Here is a 26,410-nt window from a genome sequence, read left to right as displayed (position 1 = left end):
ACCGTTTCGGCCTGAGGACCGTTTGGGACAGGGCTCGGACATGGCGGGGGCCCGGAAACCCGGGCCCCTGTTCCTTGCTTGACGGCGACTTGACGGCTATCTGACGGCCGCGCTCCGCCGGTGGGCGATCTCGCCGAGCAGGACGTCGGTGACGACGAAGGCCGCCAGCGGGATGCCCAGCAGCGGCACGAAATAGCTGAGGACTGCGATGACGGCGACCGCCGGCACCAGGATCTGGGGAGGCACCTGCTGCCAGGCGCCGCGCGGGATCGGCCGGCCGAAGGCGGAGCCGCGCCCGCGCTGCCACCACATGCGGTAGCCCCAGACGATCAGCAGGACCAGGGAGAACGCGAGCGCCATCAGGGCGAGTTGGTTGACCAGGCCGAAGAGGACTCCGGTGTGCAGGTCGATGCCCCAGCGGGTCAGCTTGGCGAGCAGCGGGTAGTCGTCAAACCGCAGGACGTCGGTGACCTTGCCGGAGGCCGGGTCGATCGCGACCGAGTCCTGCTTCTCGGGCCAGCTGCGCTGCACCTGCCGGACGACGTATGCCGACTTCGCGTCCGCGGGCGGCACGATCTCGACGGGGTCGGTCAGGCCCTCGGCTCGGGCTGCGGAGAGCACCTTGTCGAGGCCGACGCCGTGCTCGGCGTCCCCTGTGGAGGCGGAGGCGCCGTGGCCCTCGTGCGCACCGCCGGCCGTCGCCGACACCGACGGGGTGGCCTGGCCGAGCGAGGTGCGTAGTTCGTCGACGTTCGCCCCGGCGTAGGTCGACCAGGTCAGACCGGTCGCCGAGAGGAATACGAACCCGGCGGCGGCCCAGACACCGACGGTGCCGTGCAGGCCGAGCGTGCGGCGCCGTCCGCTGGTGCCGCGCACCGTGCGCAGGGCACGGCGTCGGGAGAACCACAGCACCAGGCCGCCGCCCGCGATCACCCACAGCCAGCTCGCGGCGAACTCGCTGTAGAGCCGGCCGGTGTCGCCGAGGTGCAGGTCGCGGTGGAGTTCGTCGATCCAGGTCCGCAGCGGGAGCGCTCCGGTCGAGCCGTACTTGTTCGAGGGCGCCGCGGACCTTGCCGGTGTACGGGTCGACGAACACGGCGAGGGTGTGGTCGGGATCGACGCCCTTGATGCCGGACAGCAGCACCCTGGTGGTGGCATCGGCCTGCGGGGAGGGGCGTACGGCCGAGACGATGCCCCCGGGGTGGGCCTTGCGGGCGGCGGCCACCTGCTCGGAGATGGGCAGTTCGGTGCCGCCTGTTCTCGCGACGGTCATCTCATGCGCGTACACGAGCTTCTCGGCCTGGAAGGCGCCGGCGTACAGGAAGCCCGTGACCGCGGCGACGAGCAGGAACGGTGCGACGATCACTCCGGCGTAGAAGTGCAGGCGCAGTACCGGTGGGCGGAGCGGCGCCCATCGGCTGGGGGACGGCACCGGGGCGGTGGCCGGTGGCGGGGCGTCATCCTTGGTGGTCGAGGGAGCGATGGACATCGGCTGGCTTCTCCGAGGGACGGGGGCGGGGAGGTGATGCGGCGTAGCAGTTCAGTAGTCGGGCGCGTGGGACGCCGAGTTCCCGGAGACAGAAGTGGCGTGTGTCACACGGGGTGACGTCTGTCGCCGGTGGCCGTGGCATGCTGGACCGATGGCAACTGCCCGTGACCACGCGCCCCTTGCCGAGCGGGTCGAGGAACTCCTCGCCGCCGAAGGGCCGCTGCCCATCGTCGCGGCCGGCGACCCGGTGCTACGGCGAGGCGCCGAGCGATTCGACGGTCAGCTCGACCCGGCCCTGCTCGCCCGCTTCGTGGAGGCCCTGCGCGTCACCATGCATGCGGCGCCCGGCGTCGGAGTCGCCGCGCCGCAGGTCGGCGTGGAGCTGCGGATCGCGGTGATCGAGGACCCGGCGCCGGTGCCGGACGAGGTACGGCTGACCCGCGGCCGGGTGCCCCAGCCGTTTCGGGTCCTGGTCAACCCGTCGTACGAGCCCGTCGGTTCGCAGCGGGCCGCCTTCTTCGAGGGCTGCCTGAGCGTGCCGGGCTGGCAGGCCGTGGTGGCACGGCACGCCCAGGTGCGGCTGACGGGCGAGGACGAGCAAGGGCGTGCGCTGGACGAGGTGTTCACCGGCTGGCCCGCGCGGATCGTGCAGCACGAGACCGACCACCTCGACGGGATGCTGTACCTCGACCGCGCGGAACTTCGCTCGCTGTCCTCCAACGCATCGATGGCGGAGCGCTGGACGCAGTCGACGCCGGAGGAGGCGGCGAAGGCACTCGGCTTCGAACTGCCGTGAATCAGGGGCGCTTTGCAGCGAATCGAGGGCGCTCATCGCAGCGCCCTCACCTTCCCCCCTCCCTCGCCGCGCCCCCGCTCTCCGCGGACGTCAGTTGTCGCGATAGGCCTCCAGCAGGCGCAGCCACACCTCGCTGATCGTCGGGAACGACGGCACCGCGTGCCACAGCCGGCCGATCGGGACCTGGCCGGCCACGGCGACCGTCGCCGAGTGGATGAGCTCACCGACGCCGGGTCCGACGAAGGTGACTCCGCGCAGGATCTCCTCGTTCAGGTCGACGATCATGCGGGCGCGGCCTCGGTAGCCGTCGGCGTACAGTCCCGCGCCGGCCGCCGAGGACATCTCGACGTCCACGGCCCGTACCCGGTACCCGGCCTGTTCCGCCTCCGCGAGGGAGAGGCCCACGGCCGCCGCCTCCGGGTCGGTGAAGACGACCTGGGGGACGGCGTGGTGGTCGGCGGTGGCGGTGTGGGCGCCCCAGGGGTCCGACTCCAGGATCGGTACGCCGGAAGCGCGGGCGGCGATGGCGGCGCCCGCGATGCGCGCCTGGTACTTGCCCTGGTGGGTGAGGAGCGCGCGGTGGTTGACGTCGCCGCACGCGTACAGCCAGTCGCTTCCGTTCACCAGCATGCTGTCGTCGACGGGCAGCCAGCCTCCCGGTTCCAGGCCGACCGTGTCCAGGCCGATGTCGTCGGTGCGCGGACGGCGGCCGGTGGCGAAGAGGATCTCATCGGCCTCGATGCGCTCGCCGTCGCCGGTCACGACGACGACCGTGCCGTTCTCGCGGGCGACCGACTCGACCGACGTACCGGTGCGGATGTCCGCGCCGGCCTCGGTGAGAGCCTCGGCGACCAGTTCACCGGCAAAGGGCTCCATGCGGTTGAGCAGGCCCTTGCCCCGGACCAGGACGGTGACCTGCGAGCCGAGGGCCTGCCAGGCGGTGGCCATCTCGGTGGCGACGACTCCCCCGCCGACCACGACGAGACGGCCCGGCACTTCCTGCGCACTCGTCGCGTTTCTGCTGGTCCATGGCTTGACGTCGGCCAGGCCCGGCAGGTCGGGCAGTACGGCGTCGGTGCCCGTGCAGACGGCGACCGCGTGTCGGGCGGTGAGAACGCGTCGCCCGCCGTCCGAGCCGGTGACGGTCACCGTGCGCGGGCCGGTCAGGCGGCCCCGGCCGCGGTGGAGGTCGGCCCCGATGCCCTCCAGCCACCCGGCAGCGCCGTCGTCGTGCCAGTCGGAGGTGTAGTAGTTGCGGTGCGCGAGGACCGCGGCGGCGTCGAGGGGGCCCTGCACCGACTGTCGCAGGCCGGGCACCCGGCGGGCTTCCGCGCGGGCGATGGCAGGGCGCAACAGCGCCTTGCTGGGGACGCAGGCCCAGTAGGAGCACTCGCCGCCGACCAGTTCGCTCTCCACGACCGCGGTGGACAGGCCTGCCGCACGCGTGCGGTCGGCCACGTTCTCGCCCACGGGCCCGGCCCCGAGCACCACGACGTCGTACGCGATGGTTTCCGTATCCGTCATGGGCCCAGTCTGGTGGGTGGTGTGCGCTCAGGCCACACGGGTAGGGGCGCGGAATACGTGACCGGCCGGCCGTGTTGTGCCGACGGCTTCGCCCGACAGCAGGAAGAGGGATTTCAGGTCATGAGCAGCACCGTGGAGCTCACCAAGGAGAATTTCGACCAGACGGTCACGGACAACGAGTTCGTCCTGATCGACTTCTGGGCGTCGTGGTGCGGGCCGTGCCGTCAGTTCGCACCTGTGTACGAGAAGGCGGCCGAGGAGAACCCGGACCTGGTGTTCGGCAAGATCGACACCGAGGCGCAGCCGGAGCTGGCCGCGGCCTTCGGTATCCAGTCGATCCCGACGCTGATGATCGTCCGTGACCAGGTCGCCGTGTTCGCGCAGCCGGGCGCCCTGCCCGAGGCCGCCCTGACGGACGTCATCGGGCAGGCGCGCAAGCTGGACATGGACGAGGTCCGCAAGGCGGTCGCGGAGCAGCAGGCCCAGGCCGACCAGAACGGCCAGTAGGGCACTGCGCACTACGCACCACCGGAGCACTGTCAGAGCGCCAACAGGGCAGTCCTAGAACGGATACGGCGCCACGTCCCCACGCACCGTCGTCCAGCGCACGTCGGTGAAGGCCTCAAGGTTGGCCTCGCCGCCGAAGCGGGCGCCGGTGCCGGATGCGGCGATGCCGCCGAAGGGGGCCACGGCCTCGTCGTTCACCGTCTGGTCGTTGATGTGGACGATGCCGGTCGGGATGCGCTCGGCGAGGTCGAGACCGCGGGCCGTGTCACGGGTGACGATGCCCAGGGAGAGGCCGTACTCGCCGTGGGCCGCCAGGGCCGCCGCCTCGTCGACGGTGGCGAAGGAGCGTACGGGAGCGACCGGGCCGAAGACCTCCTCGGCGTAGGCCGGAGTGCTGTCGTCGACGCCCGCCAGGACCGTCGGCCGGTAGAAGCGCCGCTCGTGGGTACCGCCCGCGGCCAGGGTGGCACCGCGGGACGTGCTGGCCTCCACCAGACCGTGCACCTTGGCGAGCTGGGCGTCGTCGATGATGGGGCCCAGGTGGACCTGCTCGCGGTGCGGGTCGCCGACGGCGAGTGCGTCGGCCTTGGCCGCGAGCCTCTCGACGTACTCCTCGTACACCGACTGGTGGACGAGGTGCCGGCCGGTCGTCATGCAGATCTGGCCCTGGTGGAAGAACGAGCCCCAGGCGGCCGTCGAGATCACCGCGTCGAGGTCGGCGTCCTCCAGCACGACGAGGGCGGAGTTGCCGCCGAGTTCGAGGTGGACGCGCTTGAGGTGGCGTCCGGCCGCCTCGCCGACCGCCCGGCCCGCCGCAGTGGAACCGGTGAAGGAGATGACCGGCACGTGCGGGTCGGCGACCAGGGCCTGGCCGACGTCCGGGCCGCCCGGCAGCACCTGCAGCAGGTTCTCGGGCAGGCCGGCCTCGGCGAAGACCGCGGCCAGGGAGAGTCCGCCGCAGACCGCCGTGCGCGGGTCCGGCTTCAGGACGACCGCGTTGCCGAGGGCGAGGGCCGGGGCGACCGAGCGGATCGAGAGGATCACCGGCGCGTTGAACGGGGAGATCACTCCCACCACGCCCACCGGGACCCGCCGTGTGTACGACAGGCGGGGCGCCTCGCTGGGCAGGATCTGTCCGGCCGGGCGGGAGGCGAGCGCGGCGGCCTCGTAGCACTCCTGGGCGGCGACGTGCAGCTCGAAGTCCGCCTTGCCGGGGATGGATCCGGACTCGCGCACGATCCAGTCGCGCAGTTCGGCGGCGTGCGCGGTGAACAGGTCGCCGGCCCTGCGCAGGACGCCGGCGCGGACGAAGTGCGGGACGCGCGCCCACTCGGCCTGGGCGGCGCGCGCGGCCTCGGCGGCCGTGCCGACATCCTCGGCGGAGGCGAGGGTGACGGTGGCGAGGGTGTCCCCGGTGGCAGGCTCCGTTACGGCGTACTCGGCTCCCGACAGGGGGCGGGACTGCCAGGTTTTCGATTCGAGCAACGGCATGACGGCTCTCCGTTTCGTCACTGGCGGGACTCAGGTGATCAGCGGAAGTCCCGTGTAGTTCGCGGCCAGTTCGGCGGCGGCGTGGCGGGATGAGGCGATCCGGCGCAGGCGTGCCAACTGCAGCCGGTTCTCGAACACATCCCCATTTGGTTGAGCGTGCAACATCCTAGTCATGTCGTACGAGAAACGCGTGGCCTGCCACACACGTGCGAGGCATGTCCGGGAGTAGGCGTCGAGGAGTTGCTCGGTTCCTGAGCGGTGCAGTTCGGCGAAGGCGCGGGCGAGGACGCGGACGTCCGAGACGGCGAGGTTGAGGCCCTTGGCGCCGGTCGGCGGCACGATGTGGGCGGCGTCGCCGGCCAGGACCAGGCGTCCGTGGCGCATGGGTTCGTGGACGTAACTGCGCATCGGCGTAACGGACTTGGCGGTGATCGGGCCGCGGTGCAGCGTCCAGTCGGCGTCGACGGCGAAGCGGGCGTCGAGTTCGTCCCAGATGCGGTCGTCGGGCCAGTCGTCGGCATCGGTTCCGCCCGGGACCTGCAGATAGAGGCGGGAGACCCGGGTGGAGCGCATGCTGTGCAGGGCGAAGCCGCCCTGCCCGCGCGCGTAGATCAGTTCGTCGCAGGACGGTGCCACGTCGGCGAGGATCCCGAGCCAGGAGTACGGGTAGTCGCGCTCGTACGAGTGGCTGCTCTCGGCCGGGAAGGTGGCGCGGGAGATGCCGTGGAAGCCGTCGCAGCCGATGACCCAGTCGCAGGTGAGCGTCTGCTCTCGGCCCTCGTGCAGGAACCGTACGACGGGCGAGGCGCTCTCCGGCTTCTCGACCGCGAGTGCCTGCGCCTCCCACAACAGCGGTGGTCCTTCGGCCAGTTGGAGGGCGACGAGGTCCTTCACGATCTCGGTCTGGGCGTAGATCGTGACGGTACGGCCGCCGGTGAGGGCCGGGAAGTCGATGTGGTGGCGTTCACGGTCGAAGCGCAGCTCGATGCCCTGGTGGACCAGGCCCTCCGCGTCGAGGCGTTCGGCGGCGCCGGCCTCGCGCAGGGCGTCGACCGTGCCCTGCTCCAGCATTCCGGCACGCTGGCGCTGTTCGACGTACTCCCGGGTCCTGGCCTCCAGGACGACACAGTCGATGCCCGTGCGGTGCAGCAGCCTGGCCAGGAGGAGCCCGGCGGGGCCGCCGCCGATGATGCCGACCGTCGTGCGCATGGGCGCCATGCCTACCTCCCGGAGGGTCAGCTGGAATCGCGGTGGACCACCGTGGCTCCCAGCACCTTGTGGGACTCGGGCGCGGCGGCGGGGTTGCGGACCGCACGGTCGACCAGTTCGGCCAGGTCACGGCCGGACGGCAGCTCGATGTGGACGGTGCTCAGGCGGGGCCGCAGCAGCCGGCCGAGCATGAGGTCGTCGGCTCCGATCACGGCCACCTCCTGCGGGATGCGTACGCCCTCGTCCTGCAGGGCCCTCATCACCAGCATCGCGTATTCGTCGTTGTACGCGAACACGGCGTCGAGGCCGAGGTCGCGCCAGCGGGCGGCGAGGCGCGCGGCCGCCTCCTCCTCGTAGGCGAGGGGCAGTTCGATGACGGATGCGCCGGTGCCGTGCAGGGATCCGCGCACGCCTTCGAGACGGGGCAGGCTGAAGGACTCCAGGCCGCCCGCCTCCGGCACGACGACGCCGATGCGGCGCCGGCCGCGGTCGAGGAGGTGACTGCCGGCGCAGTGGCCGATGGCTTCCTGGTCCATGACCAGGGCGTGGGCGCCCTCGACGGACCCGGAGCCGAGGGTGAGTACGGCCCGGGCGCCCGAGCGCTTGAGGACCGTCACGCCCTGCGGGCCGAGGCCCGCGCCGGGCACCAGGACGGCGACGGGCCGCAGTTCGGCCCAGGCTCGGGCGGCCTCGTCGCCGTGCACGCCGACCGAGCCGTACTGCACGACCGTGTAGTCGAGGCGGCCCAGCGCCCACTGCAGCTCGCTGATGAACTGGCTGTAGAGGGGGCCGATCGGGAAGTCCGGGGCGGGCATCAGGACCATACGGCTGTGCCCGGCGCGCAGGCTGCGGGCGGCCGCGTGCGGCACGTACCCGAGTTCCTTCGCGGCCTCGTGGACCCGGCGGCGCGTGGGCTCGCTGATCCGTACGGCACTGGTGTTGTTGAGGACGTAGGAGACGGTCGCGCGCGAGACGCCGGCCAGGCGGGCCACATCGGCGCTCGTGGGCACGGAGCGCTGCGTGGACGAGGTGGGCGCGGGCGTTTTCGGTATCTGCACCATGACGTACGGCATCTTTGCAGAACCTGTGGCCGAGGCCACAGGCGGGCAGGCGCGAACATGTTCGTCACGAACTTGTTCGCAACGAACATGTTCGTTACCCTGGAGGCATGACAGACCGCACCGACACTCCCCGCAGCCGCCGCGAGCGCCCGGCCAAGCCCGCCCTGACCAGGGATGGCATCGTGAACGCGGCCGTCGCGATCATGCGCGCCGAGGGACTGGCGAAGGTGACCATGCGACGCCTGGCGCGGGAGCTCGACACCGGTCCGGCCTCGCTGTACGTCTACGTCCGCAACACCGCGGAGCTGCACGCGGCCGTCCTGGACGAGCTGCTGGGGACGGTCGGTCCGGCCCCCGCCGAGGGAACGTGGCGGGATCGGCTGGAGCGGGTGCTCACCGCGTACACCGCGACGCTCTTCGAGCACCCGAGCCTGGCCCGCTCCGCGCTCACGGCCCGGCCGAGCGGCCCCCACTACCTGAACCTGATCGAGGCGCTGCTGGCCCTGCTCGACGAGGGCGGCGTGCCGCCCGCGCAGGCCGCGTGGGGCGTGGACCTGCTGCTGCAGCACGCCACCGCGACAGCCGCGGAGCACGCGCAGGAGGCCTCCGAGGAGGAGTGGGACGCCCTGCGCCGCGCCCTGCACGGCATCTCGGACCGAACCCATCCGCGCATCGCCGCACTGGGCGGCGAGCTGCTGTCCGGCGCGCCCGAGTCCCGCCTGTCATGGGGCCTGCGGGCTGTGATCGCGGGCATCGAGCAAACCGCCGTATCCAACTGACTTGTCCGACTGACGTATCCGACCGACTTCAGGGAGTGCGGCATGACCACCCACCACCCCATAGCCATCGTGGGCGCCGGTCTCGGCGGCCTCACCCTGGCCCGGGTTCTGCACGTGCACGGCGTCGAAACCGCCGTCTACGACCTGGACGCCTCCCCCGCCGCCCGCACCCAGGGCGGCATGCTCGACATCCACGAGGACTCCGGCCAGGTGGCGCTGCGCGCCGCGGGGCTGTACGAGAAGTTCCGGGCGCTCGTCCATGAGGGCGGCGAGGCCATGCGGATCCTCGACAAGGACGCCGTGGTGCGCATGGACGAGGCGGACGGCGGAGACGGCGGACGCCCCGAGATCGATCGCGGCGACCTGCGCGGCCTTCTGCTCGGTTCGCTTCCCGAAGGCACCGTCCGCTGGGGCGCGCGGGTCATCGGAGCGCATCCGCTGGGCGGCGGCCGGCACCAGGTGGAACTCGCGGACGGCAGCGTCTTCACCACCGACCTCCTGGTGGGCGCCGATGGCGCCTGGTCCCGGATCCGGCCACTGGTCTCGGACGCCGAGCCCGCCTACACCGGGATGTCGTTCGTCGAGGCGGACCTGCGGGCCGCCGACGTGCGCCATCCCGTCGCCGCCGAGGTCGTCGGCGGCGGGTCACTCTTCGCGCTCGGCGCGGGCCGGGGTTTCCTCGCCCACCGCGAGACCGACGGCAGTCTGCACGTCTACGCGGCCGTGGAGGCACCCGAGGAGTGGCTGGACGGCATCGACCTCACCGACACCGAGGCGGCCAAGGCGTATGTGCTCAAGCACTTCACGGGCTGGGACAAGAGCCTGCGGGCACTGGTCGCCGACGCCGACGGCCCGCTGATCCCGCGGCGCATCCACGCGCTGCCCGTAGGACACCACTGGCAGCGCGTCCCGGGCGTGACCCTGCTCGGGGACGCCGCGCATCTGATGTCGCCGTTCGCCGGTGAGGGCGCGAATCTGGCGCTGCTCGACGGGGCGGAACTGGGCCTGGCCCTGACGGCGCACCCGGGCGACACCGAGGCCGCACTGGCCGCCTACGAGAAGAAGATGTTCCCGCGCAGCGAGCGCTCCGCCGACGAGTCGGCTCGCAACGGAGTCCTGCTGTTCCGCGCCGACGCACCGCAGGGGCTCGTGGGCGCGTTCGCCGCCCGGCGCTGAACCGGGGATCGCCGCCTGGCGCTGAACCCGGTTCAGCGGGGCGGCTCCGTGCCCGTGACCTGGGCGACCAGATCGGTCCAGCCCGCCTCGAGCCGCTCCAGCGACATCCCGCGCTGCCGGGTCAGGTGGTGGATCAGGGCGGGGTCGAGATAGCCCATGAGCGTCTGGGCGAGCAGGTCGCAGTCGGCTCTCGGCACGATCTGCCGCAGCAGCATCGTGACGTGCATGGTGAGCACCCGCATCGACGGGTGGTCGAACCGGCGGGTCGGCTCCGGCTGGGCGGCCAGCTGCAGGTCCAGCTGCTCCGCCGAGCGGTAGAGCAGCGCCACACCGAACGCCCGCAACCGGGCGACCGGCGGCGCCCCGGGTCCCAGTGGCGGTGGACCGCCGAGGAAGTCGGCCTGCAGCGTCCTCGACGAATGGTCGAGCAGCGCCATCAGCAGGCCGGTGCGGTCGCCGAAGCGCCGGAAGACGGTCCCCTTGCCCACCTGCGCCGCGGCGGCCACCGCTTCCATGGTGACCCCCGCCACCCCGTGCTCCGCGATCAGCCGTGCGGCCGCCTCCAGCAGCTTCGCGCGGTTCCGGGCGGCGTCGGCACGCAGGCACGGCTCGTCCTCGGCCGAGCCGAGCTGCAGCAACTCGGGCTCGCCGACGGGCTCTTCGGGCCTCGGAAAGGGCGGCAGGACGGCAGGCATGAAGACAGCGTAAAGCATCGGGAACAAAACTGGACCGCGGTCCGGTTAGGATGCTAGAAACTAAACGGACCCTGGTCCGGATCGTAACGGCAACGTTTCAGCATTTGGGAGTTCGCATGTCTGTTCGCATCCTTGCGCTCGTCGGCAGCCTTCGCGCCGGTTCGACCAACCGCCAGCTGGCCGAGGCGGCCGTCAAGTTCGCTCCCGAGGGCGCGGACGTGGAGATCTTCGAGGGCCTCGCCGAGATCCCGTTCTACAACGAGGACATCGACGTCGAGGGCAGTGTCCCGGCCGCCGCCGCCAAGCTGCGTGAGGCCGCGCAGGCGTCCGACGCCTTCCTCTTGTTCTCCCCCGAGTACAACGGCACCATCCCGGCCGTTCTGAAGAACGCCATCGACTGGCTGTCCCGCCCCTACGGCGCCGGCGCCTTCGGCGGCAAGCCGGTCGCCGTGGCCGGTACCGCCTTCGGCCAGTTCGGCGGCGTGTGGGCGCAGGACGAGACCCGCAAGGCCGTGGGTATCGCCGGCGGCAAGGTGCTGGAGGACGTCAAGCTCTCCATCCCCGGCTCGCTGACCCGCTTCGCCGAGACCCACCCCGCCGACGACACCGAGGTCGCCGCGCAGCTGACCGAGGTGGTCGCCCGCCTGCACGGCCACGCGGACGCGGCTGCCGCCGCCTGACCAGCAGTAGCAGTAGCAGTAGCAGCACGAACGACCGCTGAAAGGGGCCGGAGCCGACCAGCTCCGGCCCCTTCTGCATGCCCGACCGCCCCCCTTGCCCGGGCGCGTGGTCATCGCCCCTGCGTCTCAGGACACTCGGGCCGCTCAGGTAGTTCAGGCCACCGCCGTCGGCGCCAGTTCGCGCAGTTCGTGCAGGGCGGCCGCCACCGCGGGCCGTTCCCGGCCGCCGCGACGGGTGCAGGTGAGCAGTTTGCGGTGCGGGTTGCCCGTGCAGGGCACGCGGGTGATCGGCAGATGCGGGGTGAGCTGGGCCAGCCGGGGGATCAGCGCGACGCCGAGCCGGCCTGCGACCAGGTGCGCGGTGACGTTCCAGTCCAGCGCGTGATGGAGGATGCCGGGGCTGAATCCGGCCTCTCCGCACGCGGACATCACGTGCGGGCGACAGGGGCTGCCCGCCACGGGCGCGATCCAGTCCTCGTGCGCCGCATCGGAGAGGTCGACGCGCTCACGCCCGGCCAACGGGTGGTCGGCGGGGACGACAAGGTCGAACGGATCGTCCAGGAGCGGCTGCTGGTCGAAGCGGGCGTCGCTCAGAGGCGGGTTGTGCGGGGTGGCCTCGACGACGGCGAGGTCGCTCTCGCCCTCGAAGAGCAGGTCGAAGCTCTCCGGCACCCCGGCCTCCTGGATGCGGACGGACAGCCGCGGATGACGCTCGTGCAGCCGCACGGCCATCGGGGCGAGCAGCACCGAGACGGCCACCGGGAAGCCGCTCACGCGCAGCGGTCCGGCGGGGGCATGTTCGGCACGCAGGTCGAATTCGGCCTGTTCCCAGAGGGCCTGGATGGCGTCGGCGTGCGCGAGCAGGCTCTCGGCGGCCGGGGTGAGCCGTACCCCGCGGCCCTGCGGTTCGAGGAGGCCGACGCCGAGCTCTCGGGCGAGCTGGCGGATCTGCTGGGAGGCCGCGGAGGTGGTGAAGTGCAGGGCGCGGGCGGCCGCGGTGACCGTGCCGTAGTGGGCCACCGCCCTCAGGACGTGCAGTCGGCGCAGGTCAATCATGAAGCCCAGGCTTCAAGGTGAGGTCCATAAAGTCAACCTGGACGTGAACGGATCCCGGGTTGCACCCTGGCTGTGTCGCGACGGTCAACCAGTCAGCACGTACGAGGAGTTGCCATGATCAGCACGACCGGCGCCATCTGCCCGCACTGTGGCTGGCCGGACGCTGCCGAGCCGTTCCAGGTGGTGTCCCGGCACAGCACCGCCACGGGCCACACCGTGTGGACCCGTTGCGGCTGCGGTTCGCTGCAGGTCCGCGTGGTGGACGGCCGCGGGATGCGCGTCGTCTCCCGCAGCCGGCCCACGCAGCCCCAGTCCAGCCCGGCCAGCCCGGCCAGCCGCTGAACGGACGGAGCCGCGAAGCTCTCGATCCACGCCGCCGGACCGCCGAGGCGCGGCCCTGGGATCACCATGCCGAGAGCCGGCTCGGTGCAGCCGGCATCGCTGTCTCGGCACCGCCGTAGAACTCCATGATGTGCACGCCCACTCGCATGCCGTCCCCGTCCGCCGGGACCTTCGGCATCTCCGTCCGCCGGGACCTTCGCCACTACCGTCCGCCCGGACCTTCGCCATCTCCGTCCGCCGGGACCTTCGCCGTCTCCCGTGACGCGGGCCTTCGAGCCCTCTGGAGGTCAGGCGCCGACGGCCAGTCGGTCGCCGAGCGGACTGCGGCGGTACAGCACGCGGCGGCCGTCGCGGGCTCGCGTGACGAGGCCGGTCGTGTGCAACACCTTCAGGTGCTGGGAGACGGCGCTGGGCGTCACGCCGAGCAGGCGGGCGATCTCGACGGTGGGGAGGGGCTCGGCGAGCAGGCGCAGGACCGTCGTGCGGGGTGCGCCGAGCAGCGCGGAGAGCGCCGAGGTGTCGGGGTCGGGTGTCGGCTCCCACAGGGTGGCGGCGCCCCGGCCCGGGTAGGCCAGCATCGGGGGCTCGTCGGCGCTGAGCGGAGGCGCGGGCTTGTGTGCGAATAGGGACGGCACCAGGCGCAGTCCCCGCCCGGAACCGTCCACCTGATGCCGGCCGATCATCCTGTCGACGCGCAGCACCCCGTCCTGCCAGCGCACGTTGCGGTGCAGGTCGGAGAAGAGGAGCCGGGCGCCGCCCGTGGCCAGTTGCCGGGCACGGTGGGTGATGTCGGCCTCCAGCACGAGCCGCATCCGCGGCCAGTGCGGCAACAGGGTCAACTCCCAGTAGCGAAGCAGGAGTTCACATGTCTCCTCCAGCAGCTCGGCGACCGGTGCGGCACCGGGGGCGGCGATCTGCCGCAGCGCGTCCGGGAGGGGGCGCGGTGCGTGTGCCGCGTACAGGTCACGTCGTACGACGTCTTCGGGCGTGGCGCGTACGACGGCCAGCTGGTCCTCGATCGTGGGCGCGAAGGTCGTCGGCCGTGGCGTGAGGAAGTCGGGCAGGGCCAGGCTCTCGCCGACCAGGGCCGTCAACAGGCGCGCGTCGGCGGGGTCGAGGCGGGCCAGGACCGACCGGCGCCAGGGAACGTGCAGCGGGAAGAGCGCGGGTGCGCGCAGGGCCCGCAGGCTGCCCATGACCTCGCGCAGCGGCGAGATCGCGAACCGGGTGTCCGCGAGGTCCTCGACGTCGAGCAGGAAGCTGATCATTAAGCCTCCGGCTACATCCTTTGGCAACCGCCCGTCGATGCCATGGACTTCGACGCATGACGGAACGACACGACGTCCGGCAGCGTACCGCCGACCGACGGCCTCTTGCGCTGCTGGCACTGACCTGCGGGGTGGCCGTGGGCAACGTCTACTTCCCGCAGGCGATCAGCCCGTTGGTGGCCGACGGCCTCGGCGTCTCCCCCGGTTCGGCCGCGTCGGTGGTGACCGCGACGCAGTTCGGCTACGCGGCCGGGATCTTCCTGCTCGTCCCGCTCGGCGACCGGTTGTGCCCGCGCCGGCTGATCGTCACCCTGCTGACGCTGACCGGCCTCGGCCTGCTCGCCGCGAGCAGCGCACGAGCCCTGCTGCCACTCGCCGCCGCGAGTCTCCTCGTCGGTGCGAGCACAGTGGTCGCACCGCTGGCGGGCCCGCTGGCGTCCGGCCTGGTGCCCGCCGAGCGCCGCGGGGTGGTCGGCGGCACCCTGCTGAGCGGTTCCATCGCCGGCATGCTGCTCTCCCGCACGTTCGGCAGCGCCCTCGGCGACTGGCTCGGCTGGCGGGCCCCGTACGTGCTGTCGGCGGTGCTCTCCCTGACGGCCGCCGCCCTCCTGGCCCGCGCCCTCCCGACGACTTCCCCGTCCGTCACGCACCGCTATCCGGCCCTGCTCGCCGCACCTCTGCGCCTGCTGCGCACCGAACCCGAGCTGCGCCGCTCCTGCCTGTACCAGGCCGCGGTGTTCGCAGGCTTCTCCGCGGTGTGGACCGGCGTGACGCTCCTGCTCACGGGTCCGGCGTACGGCATGAGCGCGCGGTCCGCGGGGCTGCTCGCGCTCGTGAACGCGGCGACCATGCTGTGCACGCCGGCCGCGGGGCGGTTGGCGGACCGGCGGGGGCCGGACGCGGTGAACCTCGGCTGCTTCCTTGTGGTCGGCGTCTCGGCGCCGGTCCTGGCGCTGGGCGGGCTGGGCGGTGCGGCCGGGCTGACGGCGCTGGTCGTCGGCACCCTGCTGCTGGACGTGGGGATGCAGTCCGGGATGGTCGCCAACCAGGTGAGGATCTTCGCGCTCCGGGCCGACGTCCGCAGCCGGCTCAACACCGCTTACATGACCTGCGTCTACCTGGGCGGCACCGCGGGGTCCTGGCTGGGGGCCCGCGCGTATGCCGGTTTCGGCTGGTCCGGCGTGTGCGCGCTGGTCGCCACGCTGACGGTCGCGGCCCTCGCGCGCCATCTGTGGGCAACCGTTCCTCACCGTCAAGACCAAGGTCGTCCAACGGAGCGACCGCTTCCCGTCACCTCTGGAACGGTGACCGGATGCAGACCCTTCACCGACAACTGCTGAAGGGGATGCCCTGCCTGGGCGTGCGGGTGACCGACCTCGGACCGGGTACCGCGGTGGTCTCACAGCACGGCGGACGGGTCCGGGCCCCTCTTGGGCCCGGGGCGGACCTGCTCACCACGGACCAGGGCGGATATGCGGTGACAGCGGCGGCAAGGACACCTGGCTGGTGGCGCGGAACAAGGCGCTCGGCCGGTTCACGAGCGTCCGGCTCGGCTGCAGCGGTACGAGGAGGGCGGCTTCGAGATCACGGGCAGGTATCCGGTGACGCGCGAGGCGGCCACGGGGCGGGTGGTCGAGTTCGACTGCGTGATGGTGCGCACGAAGGCCGCCCCCGAGACGGACTGACCCCCGCCACGCCGGGCGTCCGGTTGGTTCCGGTCGGCTACCGAAGGGCGAAGGACGCCCGATGTTGCCAGCCGGTGCCGCTGTAGACCACGAGATCGACCGTGGGCACGCGCGCCGCGAAAGGGAGACCTGGACGGAGGCCCGTTTCGATCTCGTCCAGTACTGCGTCGTCCTGTCCCTGGGCGACCGTCAGATGCGGGTGGGGGTCGTACTTCCCGCCGTACGGCGGGGCCTGCGGCCACCGGTCGACGACCGCCTCGGTGAGCCTGCGGAAGGGAGCGGCCGGCGCGGGTGCGAGATAGAGCACCCCGGGGAACCGTCCGCACTCCTCGAACCGCACGTCGAAGGACGGATGCCGCCCGAAGACCTCGTCCAGGGCGGCGCACGTCCCGTCGTCGACGAGGGACGCGTGCAGGAAGGGGAAAAGGACCGTGACGTGCGCCGGGACACCGGCTCGGGCCGCGGGGTCGAAGCGGTCGCGCCAGACCCGGACCGAGGCTTCTGCCTCCGGTACGGGCACGACCAGCGCCGTCTGCCCCGTAGCGAAGCCCTCGGAATCGTCGTCTGCGTCTGCCATGCCATGGGTCTATCAGCCGGAACGGTGCGGGCGCGACCCGGCATCACACATCACTTGCACGCGCGCTATACATGCCTCAGCCGGTAACCTCCCCCGATGGCCGGTACGCGCCGCCGGGGCGCCCCGCGCGAGGACTTCGTGATGGAGACCGTGTACTGGGACGCCGGCACCGCCCGCCTCCTGCCCCGGCTGATCAAGGGCCGCACTGTTGCGTACAAAGCACGAACAGAGCACGTACAAAGCTTCGGAATTGTGCGGAGCCCGAGGCGGGCGCGCAAGGACCTCGTCGACGACCTCGTCAAGAACACCCGCGATTAGACCCAGGTCACATAGCCGGATCAGGCGTTGACAGGATCTTGTATTTGGCCGTACAAATCTGCGCAGAGGACATGTCCGCCGTACGAAGAGCAGGCAGCGAACCCCAGGGGGACCGTTGACAGCCGCCCGCGCCCTCGCCCAATGGGCCCACGATTACCGTGCGACGCTGGACGATCCGGTGCTCGCGGAGCGGGCCCTGGCCAACACCGTCGCCGTGCCTTTGGCCGCCCGTACGGACAAGGAGGTATGACGGTGCATCAGCTCCCCCTGTCCGGCATCACGGTGGTCAGCCTGGAACAGGCCGTGGCCGCCCCCTACGCCACCCGGCAGCTCGCCGATCTCGGCGCTCGGGTGATCAAGGTGGAGCGGCCCGGCGAGGGCGACTTCGCGCGCCGCTACGACACGAGCGTGTACGGCCACTCCAGCTATTTCGTCTGGCTCAACCGCTCCAAGGAATCCCTCACCCTGGACTTCAAGGACCCGCGCGGCCGGGACATCCTGGACCAACTCCTCGCCGGCGCCGACGTGTTCGTACAGAATCTGGCGCCGGGAGCCGCCGACCGCCTGGGCCTCGGCGTCGACACGCTCACCGAGCGCCACCCGCGGCTGATCCCGTGCACGATCTCCGGATACGGCACCACCGGGCCGTGGGCCGACCGCAAGTCCTACGACCTGCTGGTGCAGTGCCAGACCGGCCTGGTCTCCCTCACCGGCACCGCGGACGGGACCGCCCGCGTGGGGATCTCCGTCGCCGACATCGCCGCCGGGATGTACGCCTACACCGGCGTGCTCACCGCCCTGTACACACGGGCCACCACCGGCCGGACGCATCCCGTCGAGGTCTCCCTGTTCGAGGCGCTGGCGGAGTGGATGGGCCAGCCCGCGAACTACACGCGGTACGGCGGCAGTCAGCCCGCCCGCCTCGGCACCCAGCACGCGACCATCGCACCGTACGGCGCCTTCACGACGGCCGACGGCAAGCAGGTTCTCTTCTCCGTCCAGAACGAGCGCGAGTGGGCCATCCTCTGCGCGGACTTCCTGGGACGACCGGCGTTGACCGGTGACCCACGCTTCGCGACGGGCACGGACCGGGTCGTGCACCGCGAGGAGGTCAACGCGATCGTGGCCGAACGCGTCGCCCGCTCGGATGCCGAGGAGATCCTCAAGGACCTGGAGGAGATCGGCATCGCCTGCGCGGGGGTCAACGACGTCGCCGCGTTCCTGGACCACCCGGTGCTGGCCGCCCGCGAGCGCTGGCGCGAGGTGGCCGTGCCCGGTGCGACGGTGCAGGCGCTGCTGCCGCCGGCCGACCTCGCGGGGGTGCCCGCCCGCATGGATCCCGTGCCGGACGTGGGCGAGCACACGGACTCGATCCTCACCGGCCTCGGCCTGTCCCCCGGCGACATCGAGGCGCTGCGTGCCGACGCCGTCATCTGACCAGACGAAGTGGTGACCCTTCCGATGACATGGAGGCGGGCATGGCCAAACTGTTCGCGGCCGAGAGGGCGATGGAGATCGCGCTCAACGCCCCACGGATCCACGGCGGTTACGGCTATTCGACGGAGTTCGACGTGGAGCGGTACGTCCGGGACGCACCGTTGATGATCGTCGGCGAGGGTACGAACGAGATCCAACGGAACGTGATCGCGGCGCAGCCGGTGGCCCGAGGCGGTCTCGATGCCTGAGCAGCGGCAGCGGGAGAGCACCTACGTCCGGCTCGCCCGGGAGCTGCGGACGGCGATCCTGCGGCACGACTATCCCGACGGCGTCCGGCTGCCCACGGAGGCGGAGCTCGCCGAGACGTACGAGGTGAGCCGGCAGACCGTGCGCCGGGCGTTCCAGGACCTCGTCACCGAGGGGCTGGTGCACCGGGTGCCGGGACGCGGGACGTTCGCCACGCCCCGCGAGGAGCAGTACCTGCGGCAGTTCGGCTCGGTGGACGACCTGTTGGGGCTGTCCGTCGACACCCGTATGGACGTCGTCACGCCTCTGCATCGCCGGGTCGACGTCGACGCGGCGGGGCGACTCGGCCTCAACACCGACCGGGTGCACAAGCTGGCCTTCCTCCGGCTGCACCACGACGTGGCGTTCTGCCACACCTGCGTCTGGCTGCCGCCCGCCGTCGGCCAACTGCTGGAGGCGGTCGACGAGTTGACGCTGCCGGGCTCCCCCAGCGCCTTCACCGTCATCGGGCTGCTCGACCAACGGCTGCCCGAACCGATCGCCGAGGCGGAACAGAGCATCACCGTCGCCGAGGCAACCCCGGAGATCGCCAAGCACCTCGGCTGCGAACCCGGCCGGGCAGTGCTGCGCATCGACCGCGTGTACCAGACCGTGGGCGGACAGCCCGTCGAGCTGGCCATCAGCCACTTCCTGCCCGAGCACTACTCGTACCGCGTACGGCTGCGGCGCAGCGGCCAGTGATGCCACGACCTGCCTGTCAGAGGAGATCAAAACCCGCAAGGGCCTAGGCAGTTCGGGGCTGTTCAGCCAAGTCGGCTTTCGACTCCGGCGGCTTTCGACCCAGGCGGCAGGTGCACCCCGGCCGGCTCAGCTCCGACTCACCAGGGCAGCGGACCACCCGCGTCGAAGAAGCCGCCGGTCGGGCCGTCGGGTGCGACCTGGGCCATGCGCACGATGATCTCGGCGGCCTGCTCGACGGTCTGGGTACCCGTGTTGCCGTTCAGGTCGGTCTTCGTGAAGCCGGGCTCGACGGCGTTGATGCGCATGCCGGGGAACGCCTTCGCGAACTGCACGGTGATCATGTTCACCGCGGTCTTGGACGTCGGATAGGCGATGCCCGGGTAGAAGTGCCCGGGGTGTTCCGGGTCGGAAAGGTGCGTCAGCGAGGCCAGGCCGCTGCTGACGTTGACCACGACCGGTGCGGCCGAACGCCGTAGCAGGGGCAGGAAGGCGTGGGTGACGCGGATGACGCCGAAGACGTTCGTCTCGAAGGTGTTCCGCATCTGGTCGGCGGTCACGGTCTCGGCCGTGGGCACGCGGTTGCCCTCGTCCCTGGTCTCGATGCCGGCGTTGTTGATCAGTACGTCGAGGCCGCCGTCGGCCTCGACGGTCTTGGCCGCGGCCTCGACCGTGGCGTCGTCGGTGACGTCGAGGAGGACGAAGCGCGCACCCAGCTGCTCGGCGGCCCGGCGGCCGCGCTCGGCGTCACGGGCCCCCACGTAGACGGTGTGACCTGCGGCGACGAGTCGACGGGCGGTCTCGTGGCCGATGCCCTTGTTGGCTCCGGTGATCAGTGTTGTCGTCATGCCTCCAGGCTCCGGCGCGGCGGCACCATCAGCCAGGAGACCCTTCTTCCTGGGACTGCGGGTACCAGGCACGGGCACGGCCCACGGTGTTCACTGAGGGGATGACGACGACGGAACTCGGACAGGCGCTGCGGCGCTGGCGCGACCGGGTCTCCCCGGCGGCGGCGGGGCTGCCCACCGGCGGCCACCGGCGCGCGGCCGGTCTGCGGCGCGAGGAGCTGGCCCTGCTGGCCGGGATCTCGGTCGACTACATCACCCGCCTCGAACAGGGCCGGGCGGCCAACCCCTCCGGGCAGGTCGTCGAGGCGCTGGCCCGGGCGCTGCGGCTGTCGGGGGACGAGCGGGGGTATCTGTACGGGCTGGCGGAGCTGGTGCCACCGGGTCCCGAGATGGTGCCCGGGCACATCACGCCCAGCGTCCAGCGGCTGCTCGACCGGCTGGTGGACACGCCCGTCGCGGTGTCCGACGCGGCGATGACGCTGCTGGTGGCCAACCCGATGTACGGGGCTCTGATGGGTGACCCGTCCGGTCTGCGCGGTTTCGAACGCAACGGCGTGTGGCGCAACTTCCTCGGCTGGCCGACCCGGGTGCGGCACACCCCGGACGAATGGCGGGCCTTCCAGGTCGGCATGGTCTCCGAGCTGCGGACGACCGCCGCCAGGTATCCGGCCGATCGTCAACTGCGGCGCCTGATCGCGGAGTTGCGCGCCAAGAGCGAGCGGTTCGCCGAGTTGTGGGAGTCGGGTGTCGTCGGCCGCCTGGAAGCTGCTCGCAAGCAGGTCGAGCATCCACAGGTGGGTCTGATCACGCTGGACTGCGACACACTCCGCGTGGAGAACAACGACCTGCACATCATCGTCTACTCGGCAGAACCGGGTACCGAGGCCGCCGAGAAGCTGGAGCTGCTCTCGGTGGTCGGCACCCAGAGTCTGGTCGAGTAGCGCGGACCGGCACGACTGTCGGGGCTTCCCCTTCGTCTCGTCGAGCTTCGGAAGCAGCCCGCGGTCGAACGGTCCGCCCAGGCCGCGAAACGTCGGGCCGAGCAGCGGGTGGAGCGGTTCCTCGAAGCGGCCCACCCGCTCACTGCGGACGAGATCCGGGGCTACTGCGCCAACGGCTTCACCGGCGACCGACGCCTGTCACGCTGCCCCTCAGCGTGTCGCGCGCCCAGGGGCTGCCGCTCGCCCGGGGGCGCCCTGGGCGCCGGACGCGAGAGCCCGTCGTATCGCCCGGGTGACGATCGGGGGCAGCAGGTCCACGCCGATGCGGCGGGCCCGGGACCGCGGTCGGCGGGTCTTGGCAGCGGGAGCATGAGCGGCCGTCGTCGAGGACTTCGGCCGTTCGGGTCCCGTGTAGTACCGGGAGTGCGGGAAGGGCGGCGACTGCATCCCCTTGTGGGCGCGGGTGCGGACCAGGCGGTGGCCCGCGGCCTCCTGGACGCTCAGACCGATGTCCGTACGGTCCCTCAGCATCATCAGCAGCTCTTCCTGGACGGGCTCCGGGTCGCCCCAGGTGCCGTACAGCTTCTGGGTGCTCAGGCAGATGGGACGCAGTCCGCGGTTGAGCACCGCCTCCCAGGTGGCGACCGAGACGCCGGGAGTGTGCTCGGAGCGGAAGTCGTCGAGGACGACGATGCCGTCGGGGAGCAGCAGGTCGCGGGCCGCTCCTATGTCGTCGTGGACGTGTTCGTACAGGTGCGAGGCGTCTATGTGGACGAAGCGGCAGCTGTCGGCGCCGACCTCCTTGGAGATCACGGAGGTGGGCGCCTCGATCACCGTGGGCAGGTTGCCGTGGAAGGCCAGGTAGTTGCGTTCGAAGGCCTGCCGGGTGAGCGAGGAGTACGACTTCGCCGTCTCGGCGCGGTTGGCGCCGTCCGGTGCCTCGCCCCCGAACAGGTCGCAGACCGTGAACTCCTCGCCGTCCTGCCGGTGGTGACCGAGCAGGATCGCACTCTTGCCCATGTAGGCGCCGAGCTCCACCAGGTCGCCCCCGAAGCCGCGTGTCTCCTGCCGTTCGAGGAACCAGGTGAACAGGGTCTGGTCCAGCGGCGGAAACCAGCCGGGGACGTCTTTCAGCTCGCCGGGATTCTTGTCGGTTGCTTGTGCAGTCGCCATGAATCGAGTGTGCTCACTGGGAACCGAACAAACTGTCGCTCGGCTGAACGTCCAGTGAACACCTCGGCGTGCCCGGGCGCCCGCGCGGTTAAACTCGCAGGCCATGCAGCATGTCGGTCACACGGCTGAGGTCCTCGGGCCCAGGTGTCCCGCGTCGGGGATGCTGCGGACGGTGAACCGGTTGTCCGGGGTGAGGGCGTCGGCCTCCGCGATCATGCGGTCCTGGAGCTGGGTGGCGACGGTCCTGTCCCTGCCGAACCGCAGATAGGTGCGGGGGATCCGGCCCCATGTCTCCGCCCTGCCCACGGCCCGGCTGTCGTAGGCGGTCATCGGCTCGTCCGGCTGCATGCCCTCCAGCACCCGCAGGAACGCGAGGTCCGAGTAGTTGGCTGGTTGGCGCAGATCATCTCCTTGAACACCGCGAGGTCCCGGAGCGGTCGGAGGTACGCCAGTTGAGGCGCGGCACGCCCAACTTCCCGGGATCTCCGACGAGTTGGTCCAGCGCAGTCATGGCGTGCTGTCCTTCGGGCGAGGCGGCGCAGGCGTTCAGGGAGGGCATGCTGCGGCTGGGCCAGAACGCGGCCATGTAGCAGATGTGCGCGAGGAGTTCGGGCACGGCGTTGCCGACCCTGCTCACCGAGACGCCTCCCATGCTGTGCCCGACCAGCACCACGGGCAGCCAGGCGGGCAGCGCGGCGTACGACGCCGGTGACGAGCCGCTCGTGGTCGAGTCCGTTCGCTTTCCTCACCGGTCACTTCACGCCAGGGCCACTCGGGCCGCCGTGAGGGCCTGTTCGGCGAAGCCGCGGCCGAAGAGCACGGCATGCACCAGCAGCGGGAACAGCTGATGCAGAGCGATCCGGTCCGCCCATCCGTCCGCGAGGGGTGCCACCTGCTGGTAGCCGTCGAGTACGTGCTCCAGGTGCGGACAGCCGAAGAGGTGGAGCATCGCCAGATCGGTCTCCCGGTGCCCGCCGTGCGCGGCCGGGTCGATCAGCCAGGCCTCCCCGTCGGCCCCCCAGAGCACGTTGCCGTTCCACAGGTCTCCGTGCAGCCGGGCGGGCGGTTCGGCGGGCCCCGCAAGTTCGGGCAGCCGCTCGCACACCCGCTCGACCGCGGCCGTCTCGGCGGGGCGGATCGTGCCCCGGTCGACCGCACCGCGCAGATACGGCAGCACACGCTGCTCGGCGTACCAGTGCGGCCAGTCGGTGCCGGGAACGTTGCGCATCGGGGCGCGCCCGATGTACGCCTCGACCGGGCCACCGGGCGGTGGCGCGCCGAACGCCGGTGCGCCCGCGGCGTGCAGGGCGGCCAGTCCACGCCCGAACCGTACCGCCGAGGGGGCCGTGGGCCTGCCCGGCAGAACCAGGTCCGTCACCAGCCAACGCGCGTCGTGTCCATGGACGTTCGGAACGGCGACCGTGCCGGCATCGGTCAGCCAGCACAGTCCCGCCGCCTCGGCCCGTACCGCGCCGGCCGCGTCCGCCCGCTTGACGATCACGGACTGCCCGCCGTCCAGGCCGACTTCGGCGAGGGCACCGGACAACCGGCGCTCGCTGCGCACCGAACGGCCGGTGATCCGGGCCGCGGCCGCGCCGGGCCCGCCGTCGCTGTCCTGTGTGGAAGGGGAGCTGATGTGCACGGCCACCAGCCTAGGTCCGCCCCGGCGTGACGGGATTCAGTCCAGGTCCTCGTCGCCGCTGTCGCCGTTCGCGGCATACGGATGGACGGACCGCTCGTCGTCGAAGGGGATGAACCAGTCCTGGACGGTGCCGTTGCCGCTGCCGTCCACGGCCGGGGCGTACAGCCACTCGTGGTCCATGTCCTCGGACACGCCGTCGGCGAAGACCTGGAGGGCCGTCTCGACCTCGTCGCTCAGCAGCTCGTAGAGATCGGCTGTCGCCTCCGCCTGGGCGACGAGGAACTTCAGCAGCAGTTCCTCGGCCAGGCAGGTCGGCCGGCCGAAGTCCGGCTGGGTGAGGCGGCCGGTCATGGTCACGGCGGTGACGGTCAGACGGCGCACGAACAGGACGGTGTACTGCAGCCCGAACTGCGGGGGCAGTTCGTCGAGGATCATGAACGGCGCGTCGGTCTCGGCGACCGTGGGGCCGTCCTCCTCCAGACCCGCGAGGTCCGTGAACAGTTCGTCGACCAGAAGATCGATGGCGTACACGAGAGCACCCGCGGCCACTTCCGCCGCCTCACGGCTGACGATCCGCTGCTCCTCGTCGTCGGAGTGGCCGAACGACTCGAGCGGGAAGGCCCGCAGACTCGGCGCGAGCGCGCGGAGCCTGCGCCGCATGTCCTCGGCGTCGGCCGCCTCGTCGACATGGCCGGTGCCGCCGGAGGGCTCGGCCGCGGCGTGCCGGCGGGCGCGTTCCGCGGGATCCGCCGGCGGGGCGTCCGGGCCGTCGGCCGCGTCGAGGCTCTCCTGCAGCAGTTCGGGGTGCAGGTCCACCCCGCAGCGGGTGATCTCCCAGTCGGCGAGCGGCTCGGTCCGTTCCAGCAGCTCCGCGACCACCTCGCGCGCGGCATCCTCGGCGAATTCCAGTGCCGGAGCGTCGATGAAGAGCTTGAGCAGGGCGCCGCCGGGGTGGACGGCGATGACGTCGTCGACCAGATCGACTTCCATCCCGTCGGGTCCCTCGATGGCCGCGATCGAATCGAGGCCCTTGCGCAGCAGGAAGACGACGCCCTCCCGTTGAAGAACGTCGAGCTCCGGGGCGCCCTTGGGAAGGTCCATGTCCACAGTCACCGCGTATGTCACACGATCATGGTGCCCGAACGGCGGCACCTCGGGGACAGGAACCCTGACGGAACCCTCTTTGCATGACCATGCGAGATGATGCATACTCTTCCTATGTCCAAGGTCCTCACCTCCCTTCCCGCCGGCGAACGCGTCGGCATCGCCTTCTCCGGCGGTCTCGACACCTCCGTGGCGGTCGCATGGATGCGCGACAAGGGCGCCGTCCCGTGCACCTACACCGCCGACATCGGTCAGTACGACGAGCCCGACATCGCCTCGGTGCCCGGTCGTGCGAAGACCTACGGTGCCGAGATCGCCCGCCTGGTCGACTGCCGTGCGGCACTGGTCGAGGAGGGCCTGGCGGCGCTCACCTGCGGGGCGTTCCACATCCGCTCCGGCGGGCGCGCCTACTTCAACACCACTCCGCTCGGCCGCGCCGTCACCGGCACGCTGCTGGTGCGGGCGATGCTCGAGGACGACGTCCAGATCTGGGGCGACGGCTCGACCTTCAAGGGCAACGACATCGAGCGGTTCTACCGCTACGGCCTGCTCGCCAACCCGCACCTGCGCATCTACAAGCCCTGGCTGGACGCGAACTTCGTGACCGAGCTCGGCGGCCGCAAGGAAATGTCGGAGTGGCTGCTCACGCACGGCCTGCCCTACCGCGACAGCACGGAGAAGGCGTACTCCACCGACGCCAACATCTGGGGCGCCACCCACGAGGCCAAGACCCTGGAGCACCTCGACACGGGCGTCGAGACCGTTGAGCCGATCATGGGCGTGCGGTTCTGGGACCCCGAGGTCGAGATCGTCACGGAGGACGTGACGATCGGCTTCGACCAGGGCCGCCCGGTGACGATCAACGGCAAGGAGTTCGCCTGCGCCGTCGATCTGGTGATGGAGGCCAACGCCATCGGCGGCCGCCACGGCCTGGGCATGTCCGACCAGATCGAGAACCGGATCATCGAGGCCAAGAGCCGCGGCATCTACGAGGCGCCCGGCATGGCCCTGCTGCACAACGCGTACGAGCGCCTCGTCAACGCCATCCACAACGAGGACACCCTCGCCCAGTACCACAACGAGGGACGGCGGCTTGGCCGCCTCATGTACGAGGGCCGCTGGCTGGACCCGCAGGCGCTGATGATCCGTGAGTCGCTGCAGCGCTGGGTCGGCGCGGCCGTCACCGGCGAGGTGACCCTGCGGCTGCGGCGCGGTGAGGACTACTCGCTCCTCGACACGACGGGCCCGGCGTTCAGCTACCACCCGGACAAGCTGTCGATGGAGCGGACCGAGGACTCCGCCTTCGGCCCGGTGGACCGGATCGGCCAGCTCACCATGCGCAACCTGGACATCGCCGACTCCCGCGCCAAGCTGGAGCAGTACGTCGGTCTCGGCCTGATCGGCACCGGCAGCCCCACCATCGGTGCCTCGCAGGCGGCCGCGACCGGGCTGATCGGCACCATGCCGGAGCTGCCGGAGGGCGGCGCCGAGGCGATCGCCTCCCGCGGCGAGGTGTCCGAGGCGGACGCGCTGCTGGACCGCGCCGCGATGGAGTCCGGCACGGACTGAGCCCTGAGCCGTACGGCACGAAGTGATCGTCGACGGGGATGCGCCACTTTCCGGTGGTG

25 protein-coding genes and 4 pseudogenes are annotated in these 26,410 nt (G+C 71.4%); 14 read left to right on the top strand and 15 right to left on the bottom strand.

Translation table 11 applies throughout. The features are described 5' to 3' along the window. Window positions 1-96 precede the first annotated feature (96 nt). Window positions 97-1,489, bottom strand: a pseudogene (locus ACYUED_RS43010) (PepSY-associated TM helix domain-containing protein). A 151-nt stretch (window positions 1,490-1,640) separates the two neighbouring features. On the opposite strand from ACYUED_RS43010, the gene ACYUED_RS43005 reads away from it, so the two are divergent. Then, complete coding sequence (locus ACYUED_RS43005) at window positions 1,641-2,285, top strand: peptide deformylase (protein ID WP_491289819.1); 645 nt, start codon at window positions 1,641-1,643, stop codon at window positions 2,283-2,285. Between the two features lie 90 nt (window positions 2,286-2,375). Here ACYUED_RS43005 and ACYUED_RS43000 read toward each other — a convergent pair whose 3' ends face one another. After that, the gene (locus ACYUED_RS43000; protein WP_491289818.1) at window positions 2,376-3,809 is read right to left on the bottom strand and encodes a dihydrolipoyl dehydrogenase family protein; all 1,434 of its coding nucleotides are present in this window, start codon (window positions 3,807-3,809) and stop codon (window positions 2,376-2,378) included. A gap of 120 nt (window positions 3,810-3,929) precedes the next feature. Between ACYUED_RS43000 and trxA the strand changes: the two genes are divergently transcribed. Next, a complete protein-coding gene (gene trxA, locus ACYUED_RS42995) occupies window positions 3,930-4,316 on the top strand; it encodes a thioredoxin (RefSeq protein WP_266592285.1) in 387 nt (128 codons plus the stop codon). 54 nt (window positions 4,317-4,370) lie between these two features. Here trxA and ACYUED_RS42990 read toward each other — a convergent pair whose 3' ends face one another. The 3 genes from ACYUED_RS42990 to ACYUED_RS42980 are packed head-to-tail and all read right to left on the bottom strand — an operon-like array spanning window position 4,371 to window position 8,089. Continuing rightward, window positions 4,371-5,807 (bottom strand): benzaldehyde dehydrogenase, encoded by a 1,437-nt coding sequence (locus ACYUED_RS42990; protein WP_491289817.1) that lies wholly within the window; start codon window positions 5,805-5,807, stop codon window positions 4,371-4,373. 30 nt (window positions 5,808-5,837) lie between these two features. Next, window positions 5,838-7,016 carry a 4-hydroxybenzoate 3-monooxygenase gene (locus tag ACYUED_RS42985; RefSeq protein WP_491294698.1) on the bottom strand — a complete coding sequence of 393 codons (1,179 nt, stop codon included), beginning with the start codon at window positions 7,014-7,016 and terminating at the stop codon, window positions 5,838-5,840. Between the two features lie 26 nt (window positions 7,017-7,042). Next, window positions 7,043-8,089, bottom strand: coding sequence for a LacI family DNA-binding transcriptional regulator (locus ACYUED_RS42980; RefSeq protein ID WP_491289816.1), 1,047 nt, complete (start codon window positions 8,087-8,089; stop codon window positions 7,043-7,045). 95 nt (window positions 8,090-8,184) lie between these two features. Here ACYUED_RS42980 and ACYUED_RS42975 point away from each other — a divergent pair, with 95 nt between their 5' ends. Beyond that, window positions 8,185-8,856: a TetR/AcrR family transcriptional regulator gene (locus tag ACYUED_RS42975; protein WP_491289815.1), complete on the top strand. Its 672-nt coding sequence runs from the start codon at window positions 8,185-8,187 to the stop codon at window positions 8,854-8,856. A 42-nt stretch (window positions 8,857-8,898) separates the two neighbouring features. Continuing rightward, window positions 8,899-10,032, top strand: a complete 1,134-nt coding sequence (locus ACYUED_RS42970; protein WP_491289814.1) for an FAD-dependent oxidoreductase — start codon at window positions 8,899-8,901, stop codon at window positions 10,030-10,032. Window positions 10,033-10,064: 32 nt separating this feature from the next. Here ACYUED_RS42970 and ACYUED_RS42965 read toward each other — a convergent pair whose 3' ends face one another. Continuing rightward, complete coding sequence (locus ACYUED_RS42965) at window positions 10,065-10,745, bottom strand: TetR/AcrR family transcriptional regulator (protein ID WP_491289813.1); 681 nt, start codon at window positions 10,743-10,745, stop codon at window positions 10,065-10,067. Window positions 10,746-10,843: 98 nt separating this feature from the next. Here ACYUED_RS42965 and ACYUED_RS42960 point away from each other — a divergent pair, with 98 nt between their 5' ends. Beyond that, window positions 10,844-11,407 (top strand): NAD(P)H-dependent oxidoreductase, encoded by a 564-nt coding sequence (locus ACYUED_RS42960; protein WP_491289812.1) that lies wholly within the window; start codon window positions 10,844-10,846, stop codon window positions 11,405-11,407. A 153-nt stretch (window positions 11,408-11,560) separates the two neighbouring features. Here the strand turns inward: ACYUED_RS42960 and ACYUED_RS42955 are convergent, their stop codons facing one another. Then, window positions 11,561-12,463 (bottom strand): LysR family transcriptional regulator, encoded by a 903-nt coding sequence (locus ACYUED_RS42955; protein ID WP_491289811.1) that lies wholly within the window; start codon window positions 12,461-12,463, stop codon window positions 11,561-11,563. 114 nt (window positions 12,464-12,577) lie between these two features. Here ACYUED_RS42955 and ACYUED_RS42950 point away from each other — a divergent pair, with 114 nt between their 5' ends. Further along, window positions 12,578-12,805 (top strand): hypothetical protein, encoded by a 228-nt coding sequence (locus ACYUED_RS42950; protein ID WP_491289810.1) that lies wholly within the window; start codon window positions 12,578-12,580, stop codon window positions 12,803-12,805. A gap of 287 nt (window positions 12,806-13,092) precedes the next feature. On the opposite strand, the gene ACYUED_RS42945 is transcribed toward ACYUED_RS42950, so the two are convergent. Next, on the bottom strand, window positions 13,093-14,073 hold the full coding sequence (locus ACYUED_RS42945) for an ArsR/SmtB family transcription factor (protein ID WP_491289809.1): 981 nt from the start codon (window positions 14,071-14,073) through the stop codon (window positions 13,093-13,095). A gap of 56 nt (window positions 14,074-14,129) precedes the next feature. On the opposite strand from ACYUED_RS42945, the gene ACYUED_RS42940 reads away from it, so the two are divergent. Further along, a complete protein-coding gene (locus ACYUED_RS42940) occupies window positions 14,130-15,413 on the top strand; it encodes an MFS transporter (protein ID WP_491289808.1) in 1,284 nt (427 codons plus the stop codon). A 194-nt stretch (window positions 15,414-15,607) separates the two neighbouring features. Here the strand turns inward: ACYUED_RS42940 and ACYUED_RS42935 are convergent, their stop codons facing one another. Next, the gene (locus tag ACYUED_RS42935; RefSeq protein ID WP_491289807.1) at window positions 15,608-15,733 is read right to left on the bottom strand and encodes a hypothetical protein; all 126 of its coding nucleotides are present in this window, start codon (window positions 15,731-15,733) and stop codon (window positions 15,608-15,610) included. A 62-nt stretch (window positions 15,734-15,795) separates the two neighbouring features. Further along, window positions 15,796-16,335 (bottom strand): 2'-5' RNA ligase family protein, encoded by a 540-nt coding sequence (locus ACYUED_RS42930; RefSeq protein WP_491289806.1) that lies wholly within the window; start codon window positions 16,333-16,335, stop codon window positions 15,796-15,798. A 108-nt stretch (window positions 16,336-16,443) separates the two neighbouring features. Here ACYUED_RS42930 and ACYUED_RS42925 point away from each other — a divergent pair. The 5 genes and pseudogenes from ACYUED_RS42925 to ACYUED_RS42905 form a co-directional block, all read left to right on the top strand. After that, window positions 16,444-16,542: pseudogene (locus ACYUED_RS42925) on the top strand (site-specific integrase); the annotation flags it as partial. 226 nt (window positions 16,543-16,768) lie between these two features. Next, entirely contained in the window at window positions 16,769-16,903 is a 135-nt protein-coding gene (locus tag ACYUED_RS42920) for a hypothetical protein (RefSeq protein WP_491289805.1), read from the top strand. Beyond that, window positions 16,900-18,090, top strand: coding sequence for a CaiB/BaiF CoA transferase family protein (locus ACYUED_RS42915; RefSeq protein WP_491289804.1), 1,191 nt, complete (start codon window positions 16,900-16,902; stop codon window positions 18,088-18,090). Before ACYUED_RS42920 ends, ACYUED_RS42915 begins: the two co-directional genes overlap by 4 nt. A gap of 11 nt (window positions 18,091-18,101) precedes the next feature. Then, window positions 18,102-18,338, top strand: a pseudogene (locus ACYUED_RS42910) (acyl-CoA dehydrogenase family protein); the annotation flags it as partial. Next, window positions 18,331-19,077, top strand: a complete 747-nt coding sequence (locus ACYUED_RS42905) for a GntR family transcriptional regulator (protein WP_491289803.1) — start codon at window positions 18,331-18,333, stop codon at window positions 19,075-19,077. The pseudogene ACYUED_RS42910 and the gene ACYUED_RS42905, both read left to right, overlap by 8 nt. A 137-nt stretch (window positions 19,078-19,214) precedes the next feature. Here ACYUED_RS42905 and ACYUED_RS42900 read toward each other — a convergent pair whose 3' ends face one another. Beyond that, entirely contained in the window at window positions 19,215-19,922 is a 708-nt protein-coding gene (locus ACYUED_RS42900) for an SDR family oxidoreductase (RefSeq protein WP_491289802.1), read from the bottom strand. A 101-nt stretch (window positions 19,923-20,023) separates the two neighbouring features. Here ACYUED_RS42900 and ACYUED_RS42895 point away from each other — a divergent pair, with 101 nt between their 5' ends. Further along, window positions 20,024-20,863 carry a helix-turn-helix transcriptional regulator gene (locus ACYUED_RS42895; RefSeq protein WP_491289801.1) on the top strand — a complete coding sequence of 280 codons (840 nt, stop codon included), beginning with the start codon at window positions 20,024-20,026 and terminating at the stop codon, window positions 20,861-20,863. Between the two features lie 210 nt (window positions 20,864-21,073). Here the strand turns inward: ACYUED_RS42895 and ACYUED_RS42890 are convergent, their stop codons facing one another. The 4 genes and pseudogenes from ACYUED_RS42890 to ACYUED_RS42875 all read right to left on the bottom strand — a co-directional run bounded on the left by ACYUED_RS42890 (window position 21,074) and on the right by ACYUED_RS42875 (window position 24,803). Further along, entirely contained in the window at window positions 21,074-22,036 is a 963-nt protein-coding gene (locus ACYUED_RS42890) for a class I SAM-dependent methyltransferase (protein ID WP_491289800.1), read from the bottom strand. 88 nt (window positions 22,037-22,124) lie between these two features. After that, window positions 22,125-22,764: pseudogene (locus tag ACYUED_RS42885) on the bottom strand (alpha/beta hydrolase); the annotation flags it as partial. 29 nt (window positions 22,765-22,793) lie between these two features. Continuing rightward, window positions 22,794-23,678, bottom strand: a complete 885-nt coding sequence (locus ACYUED_RS42880; RefSeq protein WP_491289799.1) for a fructosamine kinase family protein — start codon at window positions 23,676-23,678, stop codon at window positions 22,794-22,796. 36 nt (window positions 23,679-23,714) lie between these two features. After that, the gene (locus ACYUED_RS42875; protein ID WP_491289798.1) at window positions 23,715-24,803 is read right to left on the bottom strand and encodes a hypothetical protein; all 1,089 of its coding nucleotides are present in this window, start codon (window positions 24,801-24,803) and stop codon (window positions 23,715-23,717) included. Between the two features lie 93 nt (window positions 24,804-24,896). On the opposite strand from ACYUED_RS42875, the gene argG reads away from it, so the two are divergent. After that, entirely contained in the window at window positions 24,897-26,351 is a 1,455-nt protein-coding gene (gene argG, locus ACYUED_RS42870; protein WP_491289797.1) for an argininosuccinate synthase, read from the top strand. The last annotated feature ends 59 nt before the right edge of the window (window positions 26,352-26,410 follow it).

It is taken from the genome of Streptomyces sp. DF42 (assembly GCF_058267695.1).
This window is presented reverse-complemented; position numbering and strand designations above follow the sequence as displayed.